The organism is Phyllobacterium sp. T2-21 (genome assembly GCF_055378485.1).
Genome location: NZ_AP027914.1, coordinates 190,883 through 210,081, shown reverse-complemented (window position 1 = coordinate 210,081; position 19,199 = coordinate 190,883). Strand labels below are relative to the sequence as shown.

Below are 19,199 nucleotides of genomic sequence, written 5' to 3'. Positions count from 1 at the left end.
GATGTGACGGGAAGGGGCCACATGATAAAAACTGCAGGGTACTGCCTGGTTGCCGTCTGCCTTGTCGGCATGCCTGCGGTGGCACAGGCGGCGTGGAAAGCTGTCGAACAGGTGGAAACCTACGCGATTGCCGGAAAATCCGGTGCGGCGCTCTATGCGTCGATCGGCGAGCGGGGGCCCATCATCGCCGGTGCCACCCGGACAATCGCGCACACCAATTTCAAACTGACGTGGCAAAGAAAGTATGAGCGGCAGGGCAATGCCTGCGCCCTGGTTGCCGCAACGCCGAAACTCATCATCACCTATACGCTGCCTAAGCCCGCCGAACGGCTGCCGGCTGCGGTACAGGCGAACTGGGATACGTTCATTGCCGGTGTGCGCACCCATGAAGCCGTGCACGGCGAGACAATCAAGGACATGGTCAAGGGGATCGAGGCCGCGACCATCGGCCTGTCGGTGCCGGGTGATCCCGGCTGCCGGAAAATCCGGGTCGAGATGACGAAGCGCCTTTCCGAGCTTTCCCTTGCCCAGCGGCAGAAGGGGCGGGATTTCGACCGGGTCGAGATGGGCGAGGGCGGCAACATCCAGCAGCTTGTGCTTCGCCTGGTCAATGGCGGGTGACGCCGCCTATGCGAACGGCTCGGCGAGCGTGAAGCGCTTTGGCAGCAGCCGTTCGAAATAGGCCCGGCACGGCGCAGAAATCCGGTTGCGCTCAGGCTCGAGAAAATCGTCCGGGAGGTGGCGTGTTTTGCCGGCAACGCTGGCAAGCGGAACGATCTGCGGACGGGTGCTGCCATTGGCATATTGCAGCGCCACCGACCCGCCGCCGCGCGCCGCCGTTTCGACGGCGAAGACTCCCGCCTCGAAAGCCTCTTGTGCGTCGGTCGCATTGGTTGTGGCGATGTTACCACGCGGCAGGTAGCCGAACGTATCCACTCGTGCACGGGCCCCGGGCAGGCCATCCCTGAGAAGCTGTTCGATGGCCATTCCCAATTCTCCGCCGGACAGGCGGATATTGCCGTGGGCGTCGCGTTCAAGGCGATCGGCGGGAACAAGGTTTTCAACCACGGTCCGCCCGTCCTCGCCGGTCACGCCTTCTGACATGGCAATGATGCAGCGGCCGTGACGGCTCTGCGCTTCGCGCACGTCATCGATGAACCGTTTTGCCGAAAAGGCCCGCTCCGGCACATAGACAAGATGAGGCGCGCTCGCGTCGTCGTGCTGCCATGCAGCCGCCGCGGTGGTCAGGAATCCCGCATGGCGGCCCATGACGATCCCGACATAGATGCCGGGCAGCGCACGGAAGTCGAGATCGATACTGAGGAAAGCGCCCGCGATGAACTCGGCAGCGGAAATGAAACCGGGCGTGTGATCGCTCTCGACCAGATCATTGTCGATCGTCTTGGGGGCATGAACGAAGGCAATATCCTTGCCCGCCGCTTCGACAAGGATCTGCTGGGTTCCGGCGGTATCGTTCCCGCCGATATTGATGAAGGCCGTTGCCCCGACCTGACGCAGGCTTTTCAGGATCGCCTCGCAATAGGCCGCATCGGGTTTGTCGCGCGTGCTCCCCAGCGCAGCACTGGGTGTTGCCGCGATCAGGCGCAGTTGTTGTTCCGGCAGAGCCGAGAGATCGACGAAGTTGCCGGCGCGAATACCGCGCACGCCGTGCTTTGCACCGAGCACACGGGCACCGGGATAACGCTTGCGCACCTCCAGCGTGGCGCCCGCAAGGGTCTGGTTGATGACTGCCGTCGGTCCGCCGCCCTGCGCAATTACGAATGTCTCGGTCATATCCGTCCCTCTCGTTTTTCTTGTTTGTCAGATCAAGTCAGGAAACCTTCGCTTTCACCCGGTGCTGCACATCGGGCTGGTGCCATTTGCGGCCATCGCGCTCGATCAGTACATCGGCGCATTGCGGCCCCATGCTGCCCGCCGGATAGGGATCAGGGCGTTCTGCCAACGTCGCCCACAGATCGAGAAAGGGTTGCACGGCCGCCCATCCCGCTTCGATGCTGTCGGCACGCTGAAACAGGGTCTGGTCGCCGACGAACAGATCGTAGAGCAGGGATTCATACCCGGTCAGTTTGCCGATATCAAAGAAATCCGCATAGTTGAAATCGAGGGATACCGGCACCGTCTCTACGGAAAGACCGGGCGACTTGATCGATATTTCGATGTGCAGGCCCTCGTCCGGCTGCACCTGGATGATCAGCCGGTTCGGTGTCAGGCGGCGCTGCGGCCCCATCCCCTTGAACTGGGCGAAGGGAACCTGGCGGAAGGTGACGACGATCTCGGTATCGCGGGCCGTCATGGCCTTGCCGGTGCGCAGATAGAAGGGGACACCCGCCCACCGCCATGTATCGACAAAAAGCTTCAGGGCAACGTAGGTCTCCGTTGCGCTGTCGCGCGCCACATCCGGGATATCCGTATAGTTCGGTATGGTTTTTCCGCCGGAAACCCCTGTTGTATAGGTGCCGCGCGCCGAGTTCTGCTCGGCTTCTTCGCCGGAGTAGATCCGCAGGGCTTTCAGGACCTTGCCCTTCTCGTCGCGGATTGCCTCGGCGTCAAAGCTGTTCGGCGGCTCCATGGCAACCATGGCAAGAAGCTGAAACAGATGGTTGGGCACCATGTCCCTGAGCGCGCCCGTTGCGTCGTAGAATTTGCCGCGGGTGCCGACATCGACGAGTTCGGCCGCGGTGATCTGGACATGATCGATGAAATTGTTGCTCCACAGGGATTCGATCATCATGTTGGCAAACCGCGCCGTCATGATGTTCTGCACGGTTTCCTTGCCGAGGAAGTGGTCGACGCGATAGACCTGCGTTTCCGGGACGCGGTTCAATATCCTGGCATTGAGCGCCTTGGCCGAGGCGAGGTCGGTTCCGAACGGCTTTTCGATCACAAGGCGGCGGAAGGCACCACCCGTTTCTTTCAGCAGGTCGTGATCGGCGAGCTTGTCGACGATATCGCCGAAGAACAGCGGCGGCACCGCAAGATAATAGGCGGCGTTCCGCCCGGCCTGTGCTCCGAGCTGGCCGGCAATCTCGGCATAGATGGCATCCTGCGTGAAATCGCCCTGCCGATAGAAGATGCGCGAGCGCAGCCCCTGCCATGTCTCGGCGCTGTAGTTGGCCTTGATGTTGGACGTCGTGAGAAAATCCTCAAGCTTGGCGCGCAGCATTTCGTCATCGCCGGGTTCAATACCGATGCCAAGGATCTGCAGGCTGTCGCTCACGAGACCGCTCTGCGTCATGTTGAGGACGGTGGGAACGAGCAGCCGCCGCGTCAGATCGCCCGTTGCACCGAAGATGACCAGAGTGACGGGCGGAGCGGGCGCGATGGTCGGTTCAGTCACGGGAGCTCCTTTGGTTCAACACTGGGCACATGGTGGGTAGCGCGTGGGGGTCTTGGCCGGTTCGTTCCGAGAATGAACGGAATAACGCGCGGCGTGGCAAGCATTATCTTGCTGGCTTGCCACGATTTCATCCGCCAGGGGAAGCTGTTTCGTGATGCGCGCGGAGGCCTATTTGACCTTGCCGAATTTGATGGGCTTGCCGTCAGGGTCCGAAAGCGCCGTCTTGATCGCATTGAGGAATGCTTCGGGATTGTCGATGGAAATGTTGACGCTCTTGGCTTCCTTGAACGGGTTGAGGCCCGAAAGCTTGAGGTTGGCGGTTTCCTCTTCGTACCTGATTTCCTGAAGTTCTCTAAGGCGCATCCTGACGTCCAATCGCGGTTTGCAGTGAATGGTCCTGTCACATATTCGAAAAATGATTGTCATAATCAACAGCTGAAAGTTGAAATGACCGCCTCAGTGCTGCAATTTTGGCGCATGAACGCCCGTGGAATCGGGGTTTGGGCGAATGGCCTCACCCGTGGCCGATTGTCCTCGGTGTCACAAACCGTTCCAGTTCCCCGGATTGATCAGCAAGATCGGACCAGCGCCTGGCGGTGAAATCGATGACGGCTAGTCCCGCCGTGGGGTATTTCTGCCGGAGGCGGGTGAGATCGGACTCCCGTCCCTTACCGGCGACCCGAAGGGCTGCATCGTGCAACCCCGGATTATGGCCGACAACCAGCAATGTCCCGATCCCTGGCTCCACCGCTCTGACGACATCCAGAATCACCCGCGCGGGCGCCTCGTAGATACGCGGCTCCTCCAGCCAGCCTATACCGTCTCCGATGACGGGACGCAGCAGTTCCCATGTCTCCTGTGTCCGCCGTGCCGTGGAGATAAGGGCGAGATCCGGTATGAGCCCTTCCCCGGCCATATATCGGGCCATCAGGGAGCCGGCCCGGCGGCCGCGTTCAGCAAGCGGGCGGTCGTGGTCGTCAACACCATCCGGCCAGTCCGATTTGGCGTGGCGAAGCAGGAGAAGTCGCAGCATCTGTTTTGCTCCATGGGCACTCAGCTCACCCGATCATATAACATGAACGGGAATGCATGGAGGCTGGTATCATCGGAGAGAGCAATCCTCTCCGATGACAAGTCGAACGGATTACTTATGCAGTCCGGGAATGGTGACCTGAAACACCTGGAACATGGTGTCGACATCGGCACCGCCCTCGGCCTTGTAGCTCGCGCCGACCTGAAAGCCGTCCTGGGTCAGGAAGTCATTGTCGTTGCCGACGAAAAGGAAATAGTCGTCCGGCAGCTTGGGATCGAGGACGCTGACAAGTGCCATAGCTTCCCATTTTTCCGACAGGTTGTTGCGGTCATTGGGCGCACCGTTGTGCAGGCCGAAGCGCGACAGGTTCGCATTGTCATTGATATCAATGAAGGGGGTCAGTGTTGCCGGTGTAACAGAGGGGTCGACAATGCCCTTGGGTGCAACGGCCTTGTCGGCATCGAAGGCACTTCCGGCGATATCGGTGGCCGCCGAGGTGTCGACGACGGCGATGTTGCGGTAGAGCGACGTGTCGCCGTCAAGGCCATAACCATTGCCGCTGTCGCGTGCCAGCATCAGGAATGCCTTGTCGGACAAAGCCACGATCTCGCTCTGCGCTGCTACAGCCTTCTTGCCCTTGGCATTGGTGAAGACGGGAAGCGGCACGACATATTCATGCACCAGCTTCAGATGGGCCGGATCGGCCGCGTCATAGACGAGGGCGCGGGTGTTCTGGCGGGTCGAACTGGAATCGCCGCCATCCTGCCGCGCGGCCGACTGGAGAACGGCGATCAGGAACTTGCCGTCGGGCGTCAGTGCCATGCCTTCCAGGCCCTGATTGTTCTGGCGGCCGGTATCGGGATCCTTCGGATCGGGCGCCTGTGCGCCGGGCCCCGGATTGTTGGATGAGAAATTCGCCTTGCCATGGCGCATGGGAACCAGCGCTGCCGGAGGCTGGGTTGCCGACATCATGCGGCCCTCGGCGGAAAAGCGGTAAATATTCGGTCCATACTCGTCGCTGATGAGCATCGTGCCATCGGCGAGGCGGACGATTGCCTCATTGTCCAGGGATATCTTGCCATTGACGGCCTGCGGCAGCATGGGAAAATCCCCGGCAGCGGCGCGAACATCGGACTGCGGGTCGAGGCCGGTTGTATCGGTGCCCTTGTCGTCCACCAGCAGCAACGTGTCGGTGAGTGCGGCCTCGACGCCGCTCTGCTGCTTGTCGGCGGACGGTGTTGCGCCGGGCGCCACCGGCGTGAACCGGATCGACAGCATGTTGAGGCGGGGGCGGTAGTCGGTTGTACCCGCCACATTGTAACCGCGGTCGGGCAGGAGCAGCATCGTGCCCTTGTAGCTGTCGCCATCGCGGCTCCACTCGGCCGGGTTCATCGCCATGCCCGAGCCGGAACCGAAGGTTTCGCCGAATTTGTCGCGCTGATTGGCCGGAATCCGTCCAACGCCGACCAGCCCCTTATTGACGAGCGTTGCACCGCTGATCGCAACCGAATTATCGGCAAAGGCTGCGGCCGGAAGTATGGCCATGGAGGTTGCAAGCAAACGCAACAGGATTGACGGCAGATGGCGCATGGAAAAATCCTTTGACAAGACAGTGTGGCGGGTGGTCTCGGGGTCGATCTTGGGAAGAGACCATCCCCCGGAATCGCGCAAGGAGACCTTTCCGGTAGGGTCTAGAACCGGAATGTAATACGCACATGACAGCGGCGACGGCCCTGGGTCCCGCTGGCCATCAGCCGGCAACCCGGCTCAACAATATTTGCGCTACCAAGACGGCGCACACGCGATAGTATAGTCCGTGCAACGGGATGATCGACGGGAGCGGACGGAATGGCTGGAGTTTCGGTTCACGGAACGGAGGACGGTGCGGGCGCCGGGACTGCTGCCGTTCCGCCGCGTGCCCCTGTCGAGATCGAGTTGAAGCTGCGGGCACCCGTGGGCATGCTCGATGAAATTCGCGCCTCCGCAGCGGTTCAGCAGGCTGCCCGCAACAAGGGCTTGATCCGGCGGCTTGATGCCACCTATTACGACACCTCCGATCACCGGCTGTTTGCGGCGGGATTGTCGCTGCGTGTCCGGCGTGAGGGCCGTCAACATGTGCAGACGGTCAAGCGGGCAGCGGATCACGGTTCTCTGCAACGCAACGAGTGGGAGACGGTGGTGAGCGGCATGGCGCCCGACCTTGCTCTGCTGCCGCTTGCCGACATCGGCGCGCCTTTGGACGGAATGACGGCGGATGAGTTGGCACCGGTTTTTGCGACCAGAGTCCGGCGGCATCTGCTGATGCTCGACCATCAGGACGCCCGGATCGAACTTGCGCTTGATGACGGCGTCATTGAATTCGGCGCAACGCGCGTGCCGCTGTCGGAAGTCGAACTTGAGCTGAAGCAGGGGAAAGTCGCGGCGCTCTATCAGTTCGGTCTCAATTTGATGGATGTTGCGCCGCTTTGCCTGGAAACGCAGAGCAAATCGGCGCGGGGCTATGCGCTGGCGCTTGGCGATGAACCATCGGCCGTCAAGGCGGCACCGTCCGGCTTCGTCAGGTCTGATACGGTCGATGAGGCGATTGCCAAGCTTCTGACCAATTGCCAGCAGCAGATCGTGGCCAATCTTAGCGCCAGTCAAACCGGGCAAGAGCCGGAAGGCGTCCACCAGTTGCGCGTCGCGCTCCGGCGATTGCGCGTGGCGCTGCATTTTCTCTGCCGCGAGTTGCAGGCGCCGTCGCTGGACAACCTCAACGCCGAGGCAAAACTGTTCGGGCAGGCGCTGGGTCCCGCCCGAAACTGGGACGTTTTCCTGCATTCGACCCTGACAGAGATTGAGGAAGCCGCTCTGCCGCATGTCAATATATCCGCCTTCCGTGCGGCATGCATGTCCTCCCACGATCAGGCCTACCAGGCCGTCCGGCGTATCATCGGCGATCCCAGGACCAACCGGTTCCTGTTGTCCCTGGGGCTGGTGATCGAACAGAGGAGCTGGCGCAACGATATTGCCAGCGAGGATTTGCGCATCCTGACCGAGCCGCTGGGGCAGTTTGCGGCGCGGGTGCTGGATCGGATAGAACGGCAGGTCCGCAGGCGGGGGCACGGCTTTCGCCACCTGCATGCCGATGCGCGCCATCGGCTGCGCCTTGGGCTGAAGCGCTTGCGCTATGCCGCGGAGTTTTTTCTGCCGCTCTATTCCAGCCGGCCGGTGACCGCAAAATACCTGAAGCGCCTGTCGCGGCTGCAGGATCTTCTGGGTGAGGCGAACGACATCAAGAGCGCGCATGAGCTCATGGATACGCTCGACCATGATTCCCTCGGCGCGGAGGCTAACCGGGCCGTCGGGGCCGTCATCGGCTGGCAGGGGCACCGCCAGGCGGCGGGTGGCAAACAGCTGATCGGCAGATGGCGGGCGTTCAAGGACACCGCGCCGTTCTGGGCACCGCGGCCCTAGAATTTTTCCTGCACCAGTTCCTGCAGCGCTGCGGCACTGACTGGCTTGCCGTAAAACCATCCCTGACCGTCGATCGGCGTTTGCAGCCCGGCAAAGTAGTCGCGCTGCGTGGCTGTCTCGATGCCTTCGACAACGATTCCGAGGTTGAGGACACGGGCCATGTCGATGATCTGCGGGACAATCGAGACCGTCACCGAGCCGGTTCCGATCGTCTGGGTGAATGATTTATCGATCTTGATGCCATCGACATTGAGGTTGCCGAGATAGGCGAGGCTGGAATAGCCGGTGCCGAAATCATCGATGTAGATTCGGTGGCCGCGCGCGCGAAGTGTCCGGATGGCGTCGACCGCAGCGTCGGCATTGGCCGTTGATCGCTCGGTAATTTCAAGGCCGAGCTGTTCGCTTCCGACATTGGCCTGCCGCAGGCGCTGTTCCAGCGCCGAAGCAAATGCCGGATCGACAAGGTCGGCAGCGGATATGTTGACGTTGATGCGGAAGGTCCGGTCCGCTTGCAGGAAGGCATCCATATCGGCCAGAACGCGCTCGAGGACATAGAGCGTGACGCGTTTGATCAGCCCTTCGTCTTCGGCTACCGGAATGAAGATGTCCGGCGAGATGGTGTCCTTGCCATCCGTCCAGCGCACCAGTGCCTCGGCACTGCGCGGCGTGTTCGTCCCGATATCGAAAATGGGCTGGTACACGACGGTAAGACGCCGCTTGTCGAGGGCCTGGGCCAGCCTGGCACCGAGCGATAGCCGCTTGCGCTGCAGAAGGAGGATGATCAGGGCGAGCGCCCCGCCCAGGGTGCCGCCAAGCCCGGTGATGCTGGCCTCGATGGGGAACGCGTCCTCCTCCAGGTCCTTGACATGGGCCTGCAGGGAAACGCATGCTCGTTCGCCGCAGAGATTACGAAAGACGATATCGCCATCCCGCCCGGCACCCTCCGGCAGCTTTTCTCGCCGCTTTCCCGCATTCAGCCCGCCGAACATCGCGACGGGGTTTTGCGCGCCGGGCGGCTTGAACAGGATGCCGAAACTATAGTTCGGGTCGGCCATGGCGTCGAAAGCGGTGGGGTCGAGCACGACATTCGCATTCCCCCGGCCGATGATGGGCGCCGTGGTGTTGGAAATGGCCAGGGGCGTATTGGCGTAGACAAGCGTGCCGTCATTCGTTGCAAGATCCGGCTTGGCGAGTGGGGTGGGCCTGGCTGAACCGAAGACGGCGGAACAATGAAATGCGCCATCCCGCACGCGTCCAATGTCCTTGAGATACTTCGTATCGAAAAGCGCATCGCGCAGGTGGTTGATCTCATCGTTCGAACAGAATGGAAAACCGGTTTCATTTGCCATGGACAGGATCGTATCCGCCTCGGCGAAAACGAAGTCGGCGCGTTTCAGCAGCTGGTTCGACAGGGACAGCATGTGCCCGCGGTCGCTGCGGATGATGACAAGCCTGCCGATCCACGATCCGGCGAGGCTTCCCAGCACAATGAGAGCGATGGCCAGAGTAATTTGCGGCACAATCCGCCATCTAAAGGATCGTATTACTGGCATTCGCGTGATCTCATCCGCACTATATTTGGGCGACTGTATCGCAGGCGGGATAACAAGTGGTAATGAACCGGAAATTCTCCGCTCGGATTTTGGATGTATCAAACGCTACTGTTGCCGGGAGCCCGACTGCGCTACAGCATGTCCCGCAGCAGCTTTGCAGTGTGTGCCGCTCCGTTCAGGTCGAGACTATGGCTGCCCGGTTTGGGCTGTGCGAGCGACGCCTCGATGGTCTCGCCGAGCAGGCGCCCGGTCAAGCCGTTTTCAGGCAGGGCCACGGCCAGGCCAAGCGCTGCGAGGCGGTTTGCCCGCACTGTCTGTTCGGTTTCGCCGCCCGCGGTGAATGGCACGAGGATCGAACGGCATTGCGCGCGCAGCACATCGCAGACCGTATTGTACCCGGCTTGCGATATGGAAAGCGCCGCGCCGCGCAACAGGGAAGGGAAGTCCTTGCGGAAACGCACCACACTGACATTGTCGGGCACGGCGTGTGAAAGTGCCGCAAAATCGGCGTCCGGCAGATTGGGCCCGGTTATCAGGCACCAGCGGCCGCGATGGCTTGAGGTCCTCGCCGCTTCGAGGGCCGCGCGGATCAGATCAAGGCCGACGGCGCCGCCACCGGCGGAAACGACGATGTCGAAGCTTTCCAACGGGAGCGCGGCAACAGGTGCAGCCACGAGGCCGGTATAGATGATCTTGCCGGCAATCTCGGTGGCCAGCGGAAATGTCTCGGGCAGGGTGACGAAATCCGGGTCGCCATGGACGAGCACATGATCGAAATGCGCCTTGATCAGCGCAACGGTTTCCTCGTCCCGTCCGGGTTTGGACCGTTCCTGCAATATGTCCCGCACGGAGGTCAGGAGTTTGGGCCGGGGAGACGTGGCTGCTATGGCGTCGAGCAGCGGCAGCAGTTCGAAGCGCATTTGCCTGCGGCCAAAGGGAAAGGCCTCGATGATGACGATGTCGGGCCGGACGGCATGAAATGTCTCGAGCAGCAGATCCCGGCGGCGGTGGAGAAAGTCCTCGTCAACCGGATTGCCGTGCTCGTCGGCCAAGCCGGAAAAACCGGCATTGCTGGCGACAACGGCGGGCAGGGCCACGGATTTGACGTCGGGGCCCGGAAATCCAGGAACAGGCAATCCGCCGGTGATGACCGTCACATCGAATGCATCGCGGGCCAGCGCTGCGGCAATGCGGCTGACGCGGGCAAGGTGGCCGATGCCGAGAAGATGCTGGACATAGAAGAGCACACGGGGAGCGGTCATTCCGTCCTTTGCCATTCGGTTTCAAACAGGTTGGTCAATTGCCGGATACTGGAATTATGGTCGAAGTGTTCGCGCACGCGCGCTTCGGCCGCCCGGCCGAGACGGTGGCGCAGGTCCGGCGCGCGGATTGCCTCCTCCAGCGCCCGGGCCAAGGATTCCGGATCTTCCGGCGGCACGACAAAACCGTTTTCCCCGTCAGTCAGCAGTTCCGGAACGCCGGAAATATTGGTGGAGATGCAGACAAGATTCTGGCTTGAGGCTTCCACGAGAACATTGGGCAGGCCGTCGCGGTCACCATCCGCCGCAATCCGGCAGGCCAGAGCGAAAATATCGGCGCGGCGATAATGCTCCAGCACCTCTTCCTGTGCGAGCGCGCCCTTCCAGGTGATGCGATCGGCAATGCCAAGTTTCTGCGCCAGCGGTTTGAGCCTGGCCAGCTGGTCGCCGCCCCCGATATGGACGAACGTCCAGTTGAGATCGCCGGGCAAGGCCGCCAGCGCGCGCATGAGGACGTCATAGCCCTTCTTTTCCACCGCGCGTCCGACGCTCAGGATCTGCACCGGATCTGCCGGGCTCGAACCGTTGCGGCCGGATCGCGCCCCGGTGAAATGGCCGAACCGCGCCAGATCGAGACCGTGATAGCTCAGGTGCACCTGTTCCCGGCGATCGGTCAGCCCACGCATGTGTTCATAGCCGCTGCGGGTGCAGGTGACGCTCCAGCGGGCCTCCGCCAGCTTTTCCGTCAGTTCCCAGTCCGGCGAGGTCCAGATGTCCTTGGCGTGGGCCGAGCAGGTCCACGGCACGCCGGTCATGATGCTGGCATAGGCGGTCACCGAGGCGGGCGTGTGGATGAAGTGCGCATGCAGCCATTCGCCAGCATCTGGCCATTCATGGGCTAGCACAAGGGCCTGGCCCAGGCGGCGGAACCGGTTGCGGGTGACATCGCGGCGCAGATCGTTCCAGAAGCGCCGCAGCAGGGGTTTGAAGCCCGGCTTCGACCAGCCGGCAAACAGTGCCCGCAGCACCCGCAGAGGCTCCTCGTGCAGATATTCCGGCAGATAGACGACCCGCGCCCTGATCTCGTCATGGATCGGATGGCGCTTCCTGTCCGTCGGCTTGCGCATCGAAATGAGCGTCAGGTCGAAGCCGGCGCGTTCCAGCCCGAGCAATTCCTGGGCGATAAAGGTTTCCGACAGGCGCGGATAACCCTTCAGCACCACCAGTGTTTTACGGCGTATGGGCAAAATCGGCTCTTTACTCGGCAACGGCCAAAGGTTGTTCTTGCTGACGCTCATCCAGCCAATCGCCGACAATCGTCGAGATATGGACAAGCCCTTCCAAGCGCATGCCTTCGCCCTTGCCGCTTTTCGACGGCGGTGCCCGGTCAGGCAGACGCTTGAGCGCTTCGGCGAGCAACTGGGGGTTTTCGGCCTCTTCCGGCAGAAGCATGTCGACAAGGCCGAGTTCCGAGGCGCGCTGGGCCCGGATCAGCTGTTCCTCGCGCGGTTGGATGCGTGGGACAATCAATGCCGGCTTGTCGAACGACAGAATCTCGCAATAGGTGTTGTAGCCGCCCATGGCCACGACCGCCTTCGCACCGGCAATCAGCTCTTCCATGCGGTTGTCGAACTCGATGACCTCGATATAGGGGATCTTGCCGCCTTTTTTCACCAGCTTGGCCCGTTGCTTGGCGGGCATGTAGGGCCCGAGCACGATGAAGGCCTTGTGCGTCAGTGTCGGGTCCTGCTGGTAAGCATGGATGACGTTGTGGACGAGGTCGGCGCCATCGCCGCCGCCGCCGGTCGTCACCAGGATGTAATCGCCCTCCGGCACATGCACCGAGGCGTTGTCGTGCGACAGGCTGCGCTGCAGGAAGCCGACAAACTCCATCTTGTTGCGCACGCCGGCCGGCACGTCGAGATCAACCAGCGGATCGTAGAAATCCGGCGGGCCATAGACCCACACATTGTCGTAATACTGGTCGATCTTCTGCATCACATTGGCTTTTTTCCATTCGGCCTCGAGCAGATGCGGTGCGTCCATGACTTCACGCAGGCCCAACACAAGCGTCGTGCCGCGCGACTTGAGATAGGCCAGGGTTTCCTCGACCTCGCCTTTCAGGCCCATGGGTTCCTTGTCGACGATGAAAATATCCGGCTGAAACGTTTCAGCGGTGTGCCGGATGATCGACTGGCGCATTTTCAGGGTTTCATGCAGATCGATGTGCCGGGCAAGCGAGGTGTACTCGCCGTTGCGCAGCTTGATCACGCTTGGAACCTTCACGAAGTCAACGCGGGCGCGATAATCGAATGCCCCGGCGATGGTCGCGCCGGAAATGATGAGTATATTGAGCCCGCGATAGTCCTCGACAAGCGAGTGGGCGATGGTCCTGCAGCGCCTGAGATGGCCGAGGCCAAACGTATCATGGCTGTACATGAGGATCCGAGCATCTTCAAAACGCCGCATCATGGTCAAAACCTCTTTGAGACGAATAGCTTTGGCAGGTTTCGCTGCGCAGCACATTCGGGACGGCTGGGAGAATGCAAATCCATTGGTATGTCAACTTTCCACTTATCTGTAGGGGTCTGCGGCGTCGCGCAACCCATCTCCCAGAAAATTGAATGCCAAAATAACTAGAATGACCGGAATCATTGGGAAAAGCAGCCAGGGATAAAAAGCGATTACACTGACGCTGCGGGCTTCGGTCAGGAGAATACCCCAGCTGGTGATGGGCGGACGAAGGCCGAGACCGAGAAAACTCAGCGCCGTCTCGCCCAGAATCATGCCCGGGATGGATATGGTTGCCGTTGCAATCAGGTGTGACATGAATCCCGGAACGAGGTGACGCCCGATGATACGTCCGCTTTTTGCTCCCATCAACTGGGCCGCCAGAACATAATCCTCTTCGCGCAACGCCAGAATTTTGGAGCGCACCGCACGGGCAAGGCCCGTCCAGTCGAGCAGACCAAGAATGAGCGTGATACCGAAGTAGATGATGATCGGGCTCCATGTCACCGGCATGATGGCGGCCAGCGCCATCCATAGGGGCAGACTAGGCAATGATTGCAATACCTCGATGACGCGCTGAACGAGCAGGTCGAACCAGCCGCCATGGTATCCCGCGAGCCCGCCGATGATGATGCCGAGGACGAAGCTGATGGTGATGCCGATAAGACCGATGGTCAGGGAAATGCGCGCGCCGTAGATAATCCGGGAAAGCACGTCGCGACCCAGCCGGTCGGTTCCCAGAAGGAACAGCTGCCCGCCCTTGGCCGGGCAGACCAGATGGACATTGGTCGCAATCTGACCCCAGAAGCGGTAATCGTCGCCGCGGCAGAAGAAGCGCAGCGGCTGCACGTCGCTCTTGTTGTCCGTGTATACGCGTTTCAGCGATTCCATGTTCAGGGTCATTTCACGGCCATAGACATACGGTCCGATCAGCTTTCCGTCATGGAAGAGGCGGACCCGCTGCGGCGGGGCATGGATGAAATCAACATTGCGTGTGTGCAGGTTATAGGGCGCCAGAAACTCGGCAATGATGATCATGCCGTAGAGTGCGATCAGGAAAATGCCGGACGCCAGTGCAAGGCGGTGGCGTCTGAATTTCCACCACATCAGCCGCAATTGCGATGCGAGATGAACCTTGGCCTGAGCCTCGGTCATCGTCTCGATCGACATCGGATCGAATGGTGCGCTTGAGACGTAGTGCTGCAGGGGCGCGCCGGGGAGCGGGAGTTGTGCTGTCACTTCGTGCTCCTGCCCTGCAACCGGATGCGTGGATCGAGAAAGGCCAGGGCAATGTCGGAGATGAGCACACCGATCACCGTGAGAAACGCCAGGAACATGAGGAACGAACCGGCAAGATACATGTCCTGGCTCTGCAATGCCTTGATCAGCATGGGCCCGGTCGTTTCGAGCGACAGGACAATGGCGGTAATTTCCGCACCGGAAATGATATGCGGCAGGATCGAGCCGATATCGGCCACGAAGAAATTCAGCGCCATGCGCAAGGGATATTTGACCAGGGTGCGGAAGGGATGCAGCCCCTTGGCCCGTGCCGTCATCACATATTGCTTCTGCAGCTCGTCGAGCAGGTTGGCGCGCAGGCGTCTGATCATGCCGGCCGTCCCGGCCGTTCCAACGATAATGACGGGAATCCACAGATGGGCGAGGATTGATCGCGCCTTTTCCCAGCTCATCGGCTCACTGAGATATTTCTGATCCATGAGATGGCCGATCGATGTGCCAAACCAGATATTGGCGAAATACATCAGGATCAGGGCCAGCATGAAGTTGGGGATGGCGATACCGAGCAAGCCGAAAAGCGTCAGCCCGTAATCGCTCCAGCTGTACTGATGCGTTGCCGAATACATGCCGATGGGGAAGGCAAGCAGCCAGGTCACCAGAATTGTGACGAATGAAACGAGAACAGTTAGCCACAACCGGTCGCCCACGACAGCGGTAACCGGCAACTGATACTCGAAGGAGTAGCCGAAGTCCCCCTGCAGCATGCCGCCCAGCCAGTGGAAATAGCGCAGAACCGGCGGCTGGTCGAAGCCATATTGGTGGCGAAGCTGTTCCAGATCCTGCAGGTTGACGGTTTCGCCCTGCGCCTGCATTTCGGCGATCTGGCTTTCAAAGAAGTTGCCGGGCGGCAAATCGATGATGACGAAAACCAGCGCCGAAATAATCAGCAGCGTAGGCACCATCGCGGCAATGCGCCATAGGATATATCGCAGCACGTCTACTTCCCCCCGCTCATCCAGAAAGTATCGGGCATGTAAACCCCGAGCCAACAGGTCGGATCAAAGCCGTAGAGACCTTTTTCGGGAACATTCTGCAAGTGGGAGGAGCGCAGAATGGGTTGCAACGTGCCGTTGACCAACCCTATCGAAAACACCTGATCGGTGTAGATGGCCAGCATCTTGTGCCATATGTCCGCGCGCTCGGCCGAATGGGCCGATTTCCGCCACTGGTTTTGCAGGGCGACGAGTTCCTGTGCTTCCGGCAGGTCGGGCGCCTGGCCGCTCTGCCCGAGCGACAGGTAATGCATGCCCCAAAGCGGCCATTGCCATTGATCGTCGGTGGTCGGTGCCAGCTGTCCCGGATTCATGTCCGGTGTTGCCACGCCATTGGCGATGCCAAACCAGATGGACATCATGATCCGGCCTGACTTGGCGCGGCTGCGGAAGATATCGCGTTGGGAGGTTCTGGTGAACAGCGCCAGACCGATCTTGCGCCAATGATCCACTATGAGCTCGAGCACATCGGAATCCAGCGTGCTCTCGCCGGGCGTTTCGATGGTGATTTCCGCAAGGCGGCCATCAGGGAGGAGGCGGATACCATCATCGTTGCGCCTGTGCATGCCCACTTCGTCCAGGAGCGCATTGGCCTTGTCCGGATCGAATGCAATCCATGCCTTGGCATAGTCCGGTCTGAACAGCGGGCTTTCCGGCAGCACCGTGTCGGCGCTTGGTGTTCCCAGGCCGTAAAACACCGCCATGTTGATTTCATGCCTGTCGATGGCAAGCGACAGCGCGCGCCGGAAGCGCACATCGCGAAAAAGCGATCGCCATCCCTCATCCGCGCAATTGAGATTGGGCAGGATTGCGACCCGTGAACCCCGGGTCAGTTTCCACAGGTCGACCTTCACCGGATAGCGCTTTTCGGCATCCTTGAGGAAGGTGTAGTCGGCAAAATCGATGCCGGTGGCCTGCAGTTCGCTTTCGCCCGCACCCGCCTTTGCCGGAATGATCGGCGATGAGCTGATGTTCAGGATGAATCGGTCGATATAGGGAAGCTGCCGTCCGTTCTCGTCGACGCGATGAAAGAACGGGTTGCGCTCGAACACGAACTGTTCGGCCGGAGGGGCTGTCATGTTGCGCCAGGGATCGAGCACCGGCAGTTCAGGGTTTTCCGGACGGTACTGGCGCGCCATTTTGATGTGAAGATCGGCCCACTTCTTGACCCGGTTTTCTTTCATCAGGGCGGCAAGGCGGAACTTGTCCTGATAATCCTTGTGGAATTGCTTCAGATAGAGCGACGGGCCAACCACAACCAGGGCTTGCGGGGCTGCCAGGCTGGGCAGGAAATCAGGATTCGGCGACTCCCAGGAATAGCGCACGGTCAGCGGATCGAGGACCTCGAACTTAGGCAACTTCCCGTCGATGCGCAGCTCCAGCGCGCCGCCGGCGGGCGTCAGGTCCGAATTCAGAAGAACATCGTTCCACCAGTAACTGAAATCATCGGTTGTCAGCAGCGAACCGTCGGACCATTTGTGCCCCTCGCGCAGTCTGAAGGTGAAAACGGTGTCGTTTTCCGATTCGAACGATTCGAGCACATCAGGCCGCAGAACGAGATGTTCGTCATATCCCACCAGACGGGCATAGCCGTAGATGGTCATGAACCGGATATCTTTCTGGCTGCCGATGATGGTGCGCAGCGTTCCGCCGTACTGTCCGGGGACGCGGCCCATTTCCTTCAGGTTGATAATCCGCGGCCGTTTGGGAATACGCTGGGCGAGCGGCGGCAGGCTGGTGGCACGCAGCCGGTCCTCGAGAAACTCCGGTTCGCGTTCGCGATCGGCCGCTTTGACCGTGACCGGAACCACGGTGGCGGCAAGGGCGCCCAGGACTGTCCGCCGCGTCACCACGAGCGTAGTTCCCGTGTATCGACATTGCGCCGCGCCAGCACCACGTGACCATTGCCGAGATCGGCGGGCGAGAGCGGATCATCGCTGTCGCCGCTGGAGAATTTTGGTCCCCAGGCTCGTTCATCCGAGGCACCGCTGGCCTTGAGCGTCTTGAAATCCAGCGGCCGGTCGAGGTCCGGAAACGGGACGGCAGCCAGGAGCGCTTTCGTGTAGGGATGGACGGGATCGCGCAGGATAATTTCGCGGGGCGCAATCTCGACAATGCGCCCGGCACACATCACGGCGATACGATCGGCCATGTAATCAACCACCGCAAGATTATGGGAAATGAACAGATAGGTCAGGCCCAGCTCCTTCTGCAGGTCCTTCAGGAGGTTGAGGATCTGCGCCTGAACCGAAACGTCGAGCGCCGAAACCGGCTCATCGCAGATCAGCAACTGCGGTCCGAGCGCCAGTGCCCGTGCAATGCCGATGCGCTGGCGCTGGCCGCCGGAAAAGCTGTGCGGGTAACGGTTGAGATACCGCTGGTCAAGACCGATCGCCTGCATCAGTGCGCACACCGTTTCAAGACGATAGGCCCGATCCCCGCGCCCGTGAATTTCCAGGGGCTCGCTGAGGATGTTCTGTACGGTCATGCGCGGCGACAGCGACGAAACCGGATCCTGGAACACCATCTGGATTTTGGTGCGCAATTCCAGAAGCTTGGCGCCCTGCGCGGCAAGCACGTCGATTTTGCCCCGGCCGTCATCGAAGGTCACCGAGCCGCTATCCGGGGTCACCGCCCGCATCAGGATTTTGCTGACGGTGGTCTTGCCGCTGCCGCTCTCGCCGACGAGGCCAAGACATTCACCACGCCGGATATCGAAGCTGACACCGTCGACGGCGCGTATGCGGGTCTTGTCCTGCTTGCCGAAAAGACCGGATTTGCGGATGCCGTAGCTCTTGGTGAGGTTTCGCACGGATACAAGCACGTCAGGAGCCGTTTCCTCGTGTTTTCTCTTTCCCCACAACGCCCCGGAATTGACCGGTACTTCACGCAATGCCTTCAGGCGTTCACCGGGTTTCATGTCGAAATGCGGTATGGCAGCCATCAGCCCCTTCAGGTAACGATGCTGCGGGTTGCGGAAAATGGCATCGACCGGCCCGGCCTCCATGATTTCGCCGTGGTAGATCACCACCACCTCGTCGGCCATGTTGGCCACGACACCGAGGTCATGGGTGATCAGCAGCATGGCCATATTGAGCTTGTGCTGGAGATTGCGCAGCAGTTCCAGGATCTGCGCCTGGATGGTGACGTCGAGTGCCGTTGTCGGTTCGTCCGCAATGAGCAGGGCAGGGCGGCAGATCAGCGCCATGGCAATCATCGCCCGCTGCCGCATGCCGCCCGACAATTCAAACGGGTACATGTCATAGGTGCGTTTGGGATTGGAGAACCCGACCAGTCCCAGCATTTCCTCGGTCTGCGAACGGCGTTCGGATTTGGTCGCCTTGGTGTGGATGGCAAGGACTTCGCTGATCTGGTTGCCGACGGTGTGCAGCGGCGAGAGTGACGTCATGGGTTCCTGAAATATCTTGGCCATGCGGCTGCCGCGCAGGGCTCTTATTTCGGGTCCGTCCCGCTCCAATTGCAGAATATCGGTGGTTTTGCCGTCGATAGGGTCCGTAAACAGGATTTTGCCGGTTACGGCGGCCGTGTTGGGCAGAATGCCCATGACGGACTGGCTGATGACGGATTTTCCCGATCCGGATTCGCCCACCAATGCCGTTACTTTTCCCGGAAGGATGCGCAGATTCGCACCCTTGACGACATGCATACGCCCGCCCAGCATCGAAAACGAAATGCCGAGATTCTCGATACGCAACAGATCAGACCCCGACGTCATGC

The 19,199-nt window shown here is 60.7% G+C and carries 15 protein-coding genes; 2 read left to right on the top strand and 13 right to left on the bottom strand.

Annotation, left to right across the window (positions count from 1 at the left end):
* Positions 1-21: 21 nt before the first annotated feature.
* Complete coding sequence (locus ACZ5FP_RS21315; RefSeq protein ID WP_464664045.1) at positions 22-621, top strand: DUF922 domain-containing Zn-dependent protease; 600 nt, start codon at positions 22-24, stop codon at positions 619-621.
* A gap of 6 nt (positions 622-627) precedes the next feature.
* On the opposite strand, the gene ACZ5FP_RS21310 is transcribed toward ACZ5FP_RS21315, so the two are convergent.
* From ACZ5FP_RS21310 to ACZ5FP_RS21290, 5 genes are all read right to left on the bottom strand, one after another.
* Complete coding sequence (locus ACZ5FP_RS21310) at positions 628-1,794, bottom strand: diphosphate--fructose-6-phosphate 1-phosphotransferase (protein ID WP_464664043.1); 1,167 nt, start codon at positions 1,792-1,794, stop codon at positions 628-630.
* A gap of 37 nt (positions 1,795-1,831) precedes the next feature.
* The gene (gene zwf, locus ACZ5FP_RS21305; protein WP_464664041.1) at positions 1,832-3,358 is read right to left on the bottom strand and encodes a glucose-6-phosphate dehydrogenase; all 1,527 of its coding nucleotides are present in this window, start codon (positions 3,356-3,358) and stop codon (positions 1,832-1,834) included.
* Positions 3,359-3,526: 168 nt separating this feature from the next.
* The gene (locus tag ACZ5FP_RS21300; RefSeq protein WP_464664039.1) at positions 3,527-3,721 is read right to left on the bottom strand and encodes a hypothetical protein; all 195 of its coding nucleotides are present in this window, start codon (positions 3,719-3,721) and stop codon (positions 3,527-3,529) included.
* A 151-nt stretch (positions 3,722-3,872) separates the two neighbouring features.
* A complete protein-coding gene (locus tag ACZ5FP_RS21295; protein WP_464664037.1) occupies positions 3,873-4,391 on the bottom strand; it encodes a SixA phosphatase family protein in 519 nt (172 codons plus the stop codon).
* 111 nt (positions 4,392-4,502) lie between these two features.
* Entirely contained in the window at positions 4,503-5,936 is a 1,434-nt protein-coding gene (locus ACZ5FP_RS21290) for an esterase-like activity of phytase family protein (protein WP_464664460.1), read from the bottom strand.
* A gap of 303 nt (positions 5,937-6,239) precedes the next feature.
* Here ACZ5FP_RS21290 and ACZ5FP_RS21285 point away from each other — a divergent pair, with 303 nt between their 5' ends.
* A complete protein-coding gene (locus tag ACZ5FP_RS21285) occupies positions 6,240-7,847 on the top strand; it encodes a CYTH and CHAD domain-containing protein (RefSeq protein WP_464664449.1) in 1,608 nt (535 codons plus the stop codon).
* On the opposite strand, the gene ACZ5FP_RS21280 is transcribed toward ACZ5FP_RS21285, so the two are convergent.
* From ACZ5FP_RS21280 to ACZ5FP_RS21245, 8 genes are all read right to left on the bottom strand, one after another.
* Positions 7,844-9,367 carry an EAL domain-containing protein gene (locus ACZ5FP_RS21280; protein ID WP_464664448.1) on the bottom strand — a complete coding sequence of 508 codons (1,524 nt, stop codon included), beginning with the start codon at positions 9,365-9,367 and terminating at the stop codon, positions 7,844-7,846. The genes ACZ5FP_RS21285 and ACZ5FP_RS21280 overlap by 4 nt on opposite strands.
* 164 nt (positions 9,368-9,531) lie before the next feature.
* Entirely contained in the window at positions 9,532-10,662 is a 1,131-nt protein-coding gene (locus ACZ5FP_RS21275) for a glycosyltransferase family protein (RefSeq protein WP_464664447.1), read from the bottom strand.
* Entirely contained in the window at positions 10,659-11,906 is a 1,248-nt protein-coding gene (locus ACZ5FP_RS21270; RefSeq protein ID WP_464664446.1) for a glycosyltransferase family 4 protein, read from the bottom strand. The genes ACZ5FP_RS21275 and ACZ5FP_RS21270 overlap by 4 nt, the downstream gene beginning before the upstream one ends.
* Before the next feature lie 10 nt (positions 11,907-11,916).
* On the bottom strand, positions 11,917-13,131 hold the full coding sequence (locus tag ACZ5FP_RS21265) for a glycosyltransferase family protein (protein ID WP_464664445.1): 1,215 nt from the start codon (positions 13,129-13,131) through the stop codon (positions 11,917-11,919).
* Positions 13,132-13,233: 102 nt separating this feature from the next.
* Complete coding sequence (locus ACZ5FP_RS21260) at positions 13,234-14,409, bottom strand: ABC transporter permease (protein WP_223615493.1); 1,176 nt, start codon at positions 14,407-14,409, stop codon at positions 13,234-13,236.
* Positions 14,406-15,404, bottom strand: a complete 999-nt coding sequence (locus ACZ5FP_RS21255; RefSeq protein ID WP_223615492.1) for an ABC transporter permease — start codon at positions 15,402-15,404, stop codon at positions 14,406-14,408. The genes ACZ5FP_RS21260 and ACZ5FP_RS21255 overlap by 4 nt, the downstream gene beginning before the upstream one ends.
* Positions 15,405-15,406: 2 nt before the next feature.
* A complete protein-coding gene (locus ACZ5FP_RS21250; protein ID WP_464664444.1) occupies positions 15,407-17,314 on the bottom strand; it encodes an ABC transporter substrate-binding protein in 1,908 nt (635 codons plus the stop codon).
* Entirely contained in the window at positions 17,308-19,197 is a 1,890-nt protein-coding gene (locus tag ACZ5FP_RS21245; RefSeq protein ID WP_464664443.1) for an ABC transporter ATP-binding protein, read from the bottom strand. The genes ACZ5FP_RS21250 and ACZ5FP_RS21245 overlap by 7 nt, the downstream gene beginning before the upstream one ends.
* Positions 19,198-19,199: the final 2 nt, after the last annotated feature.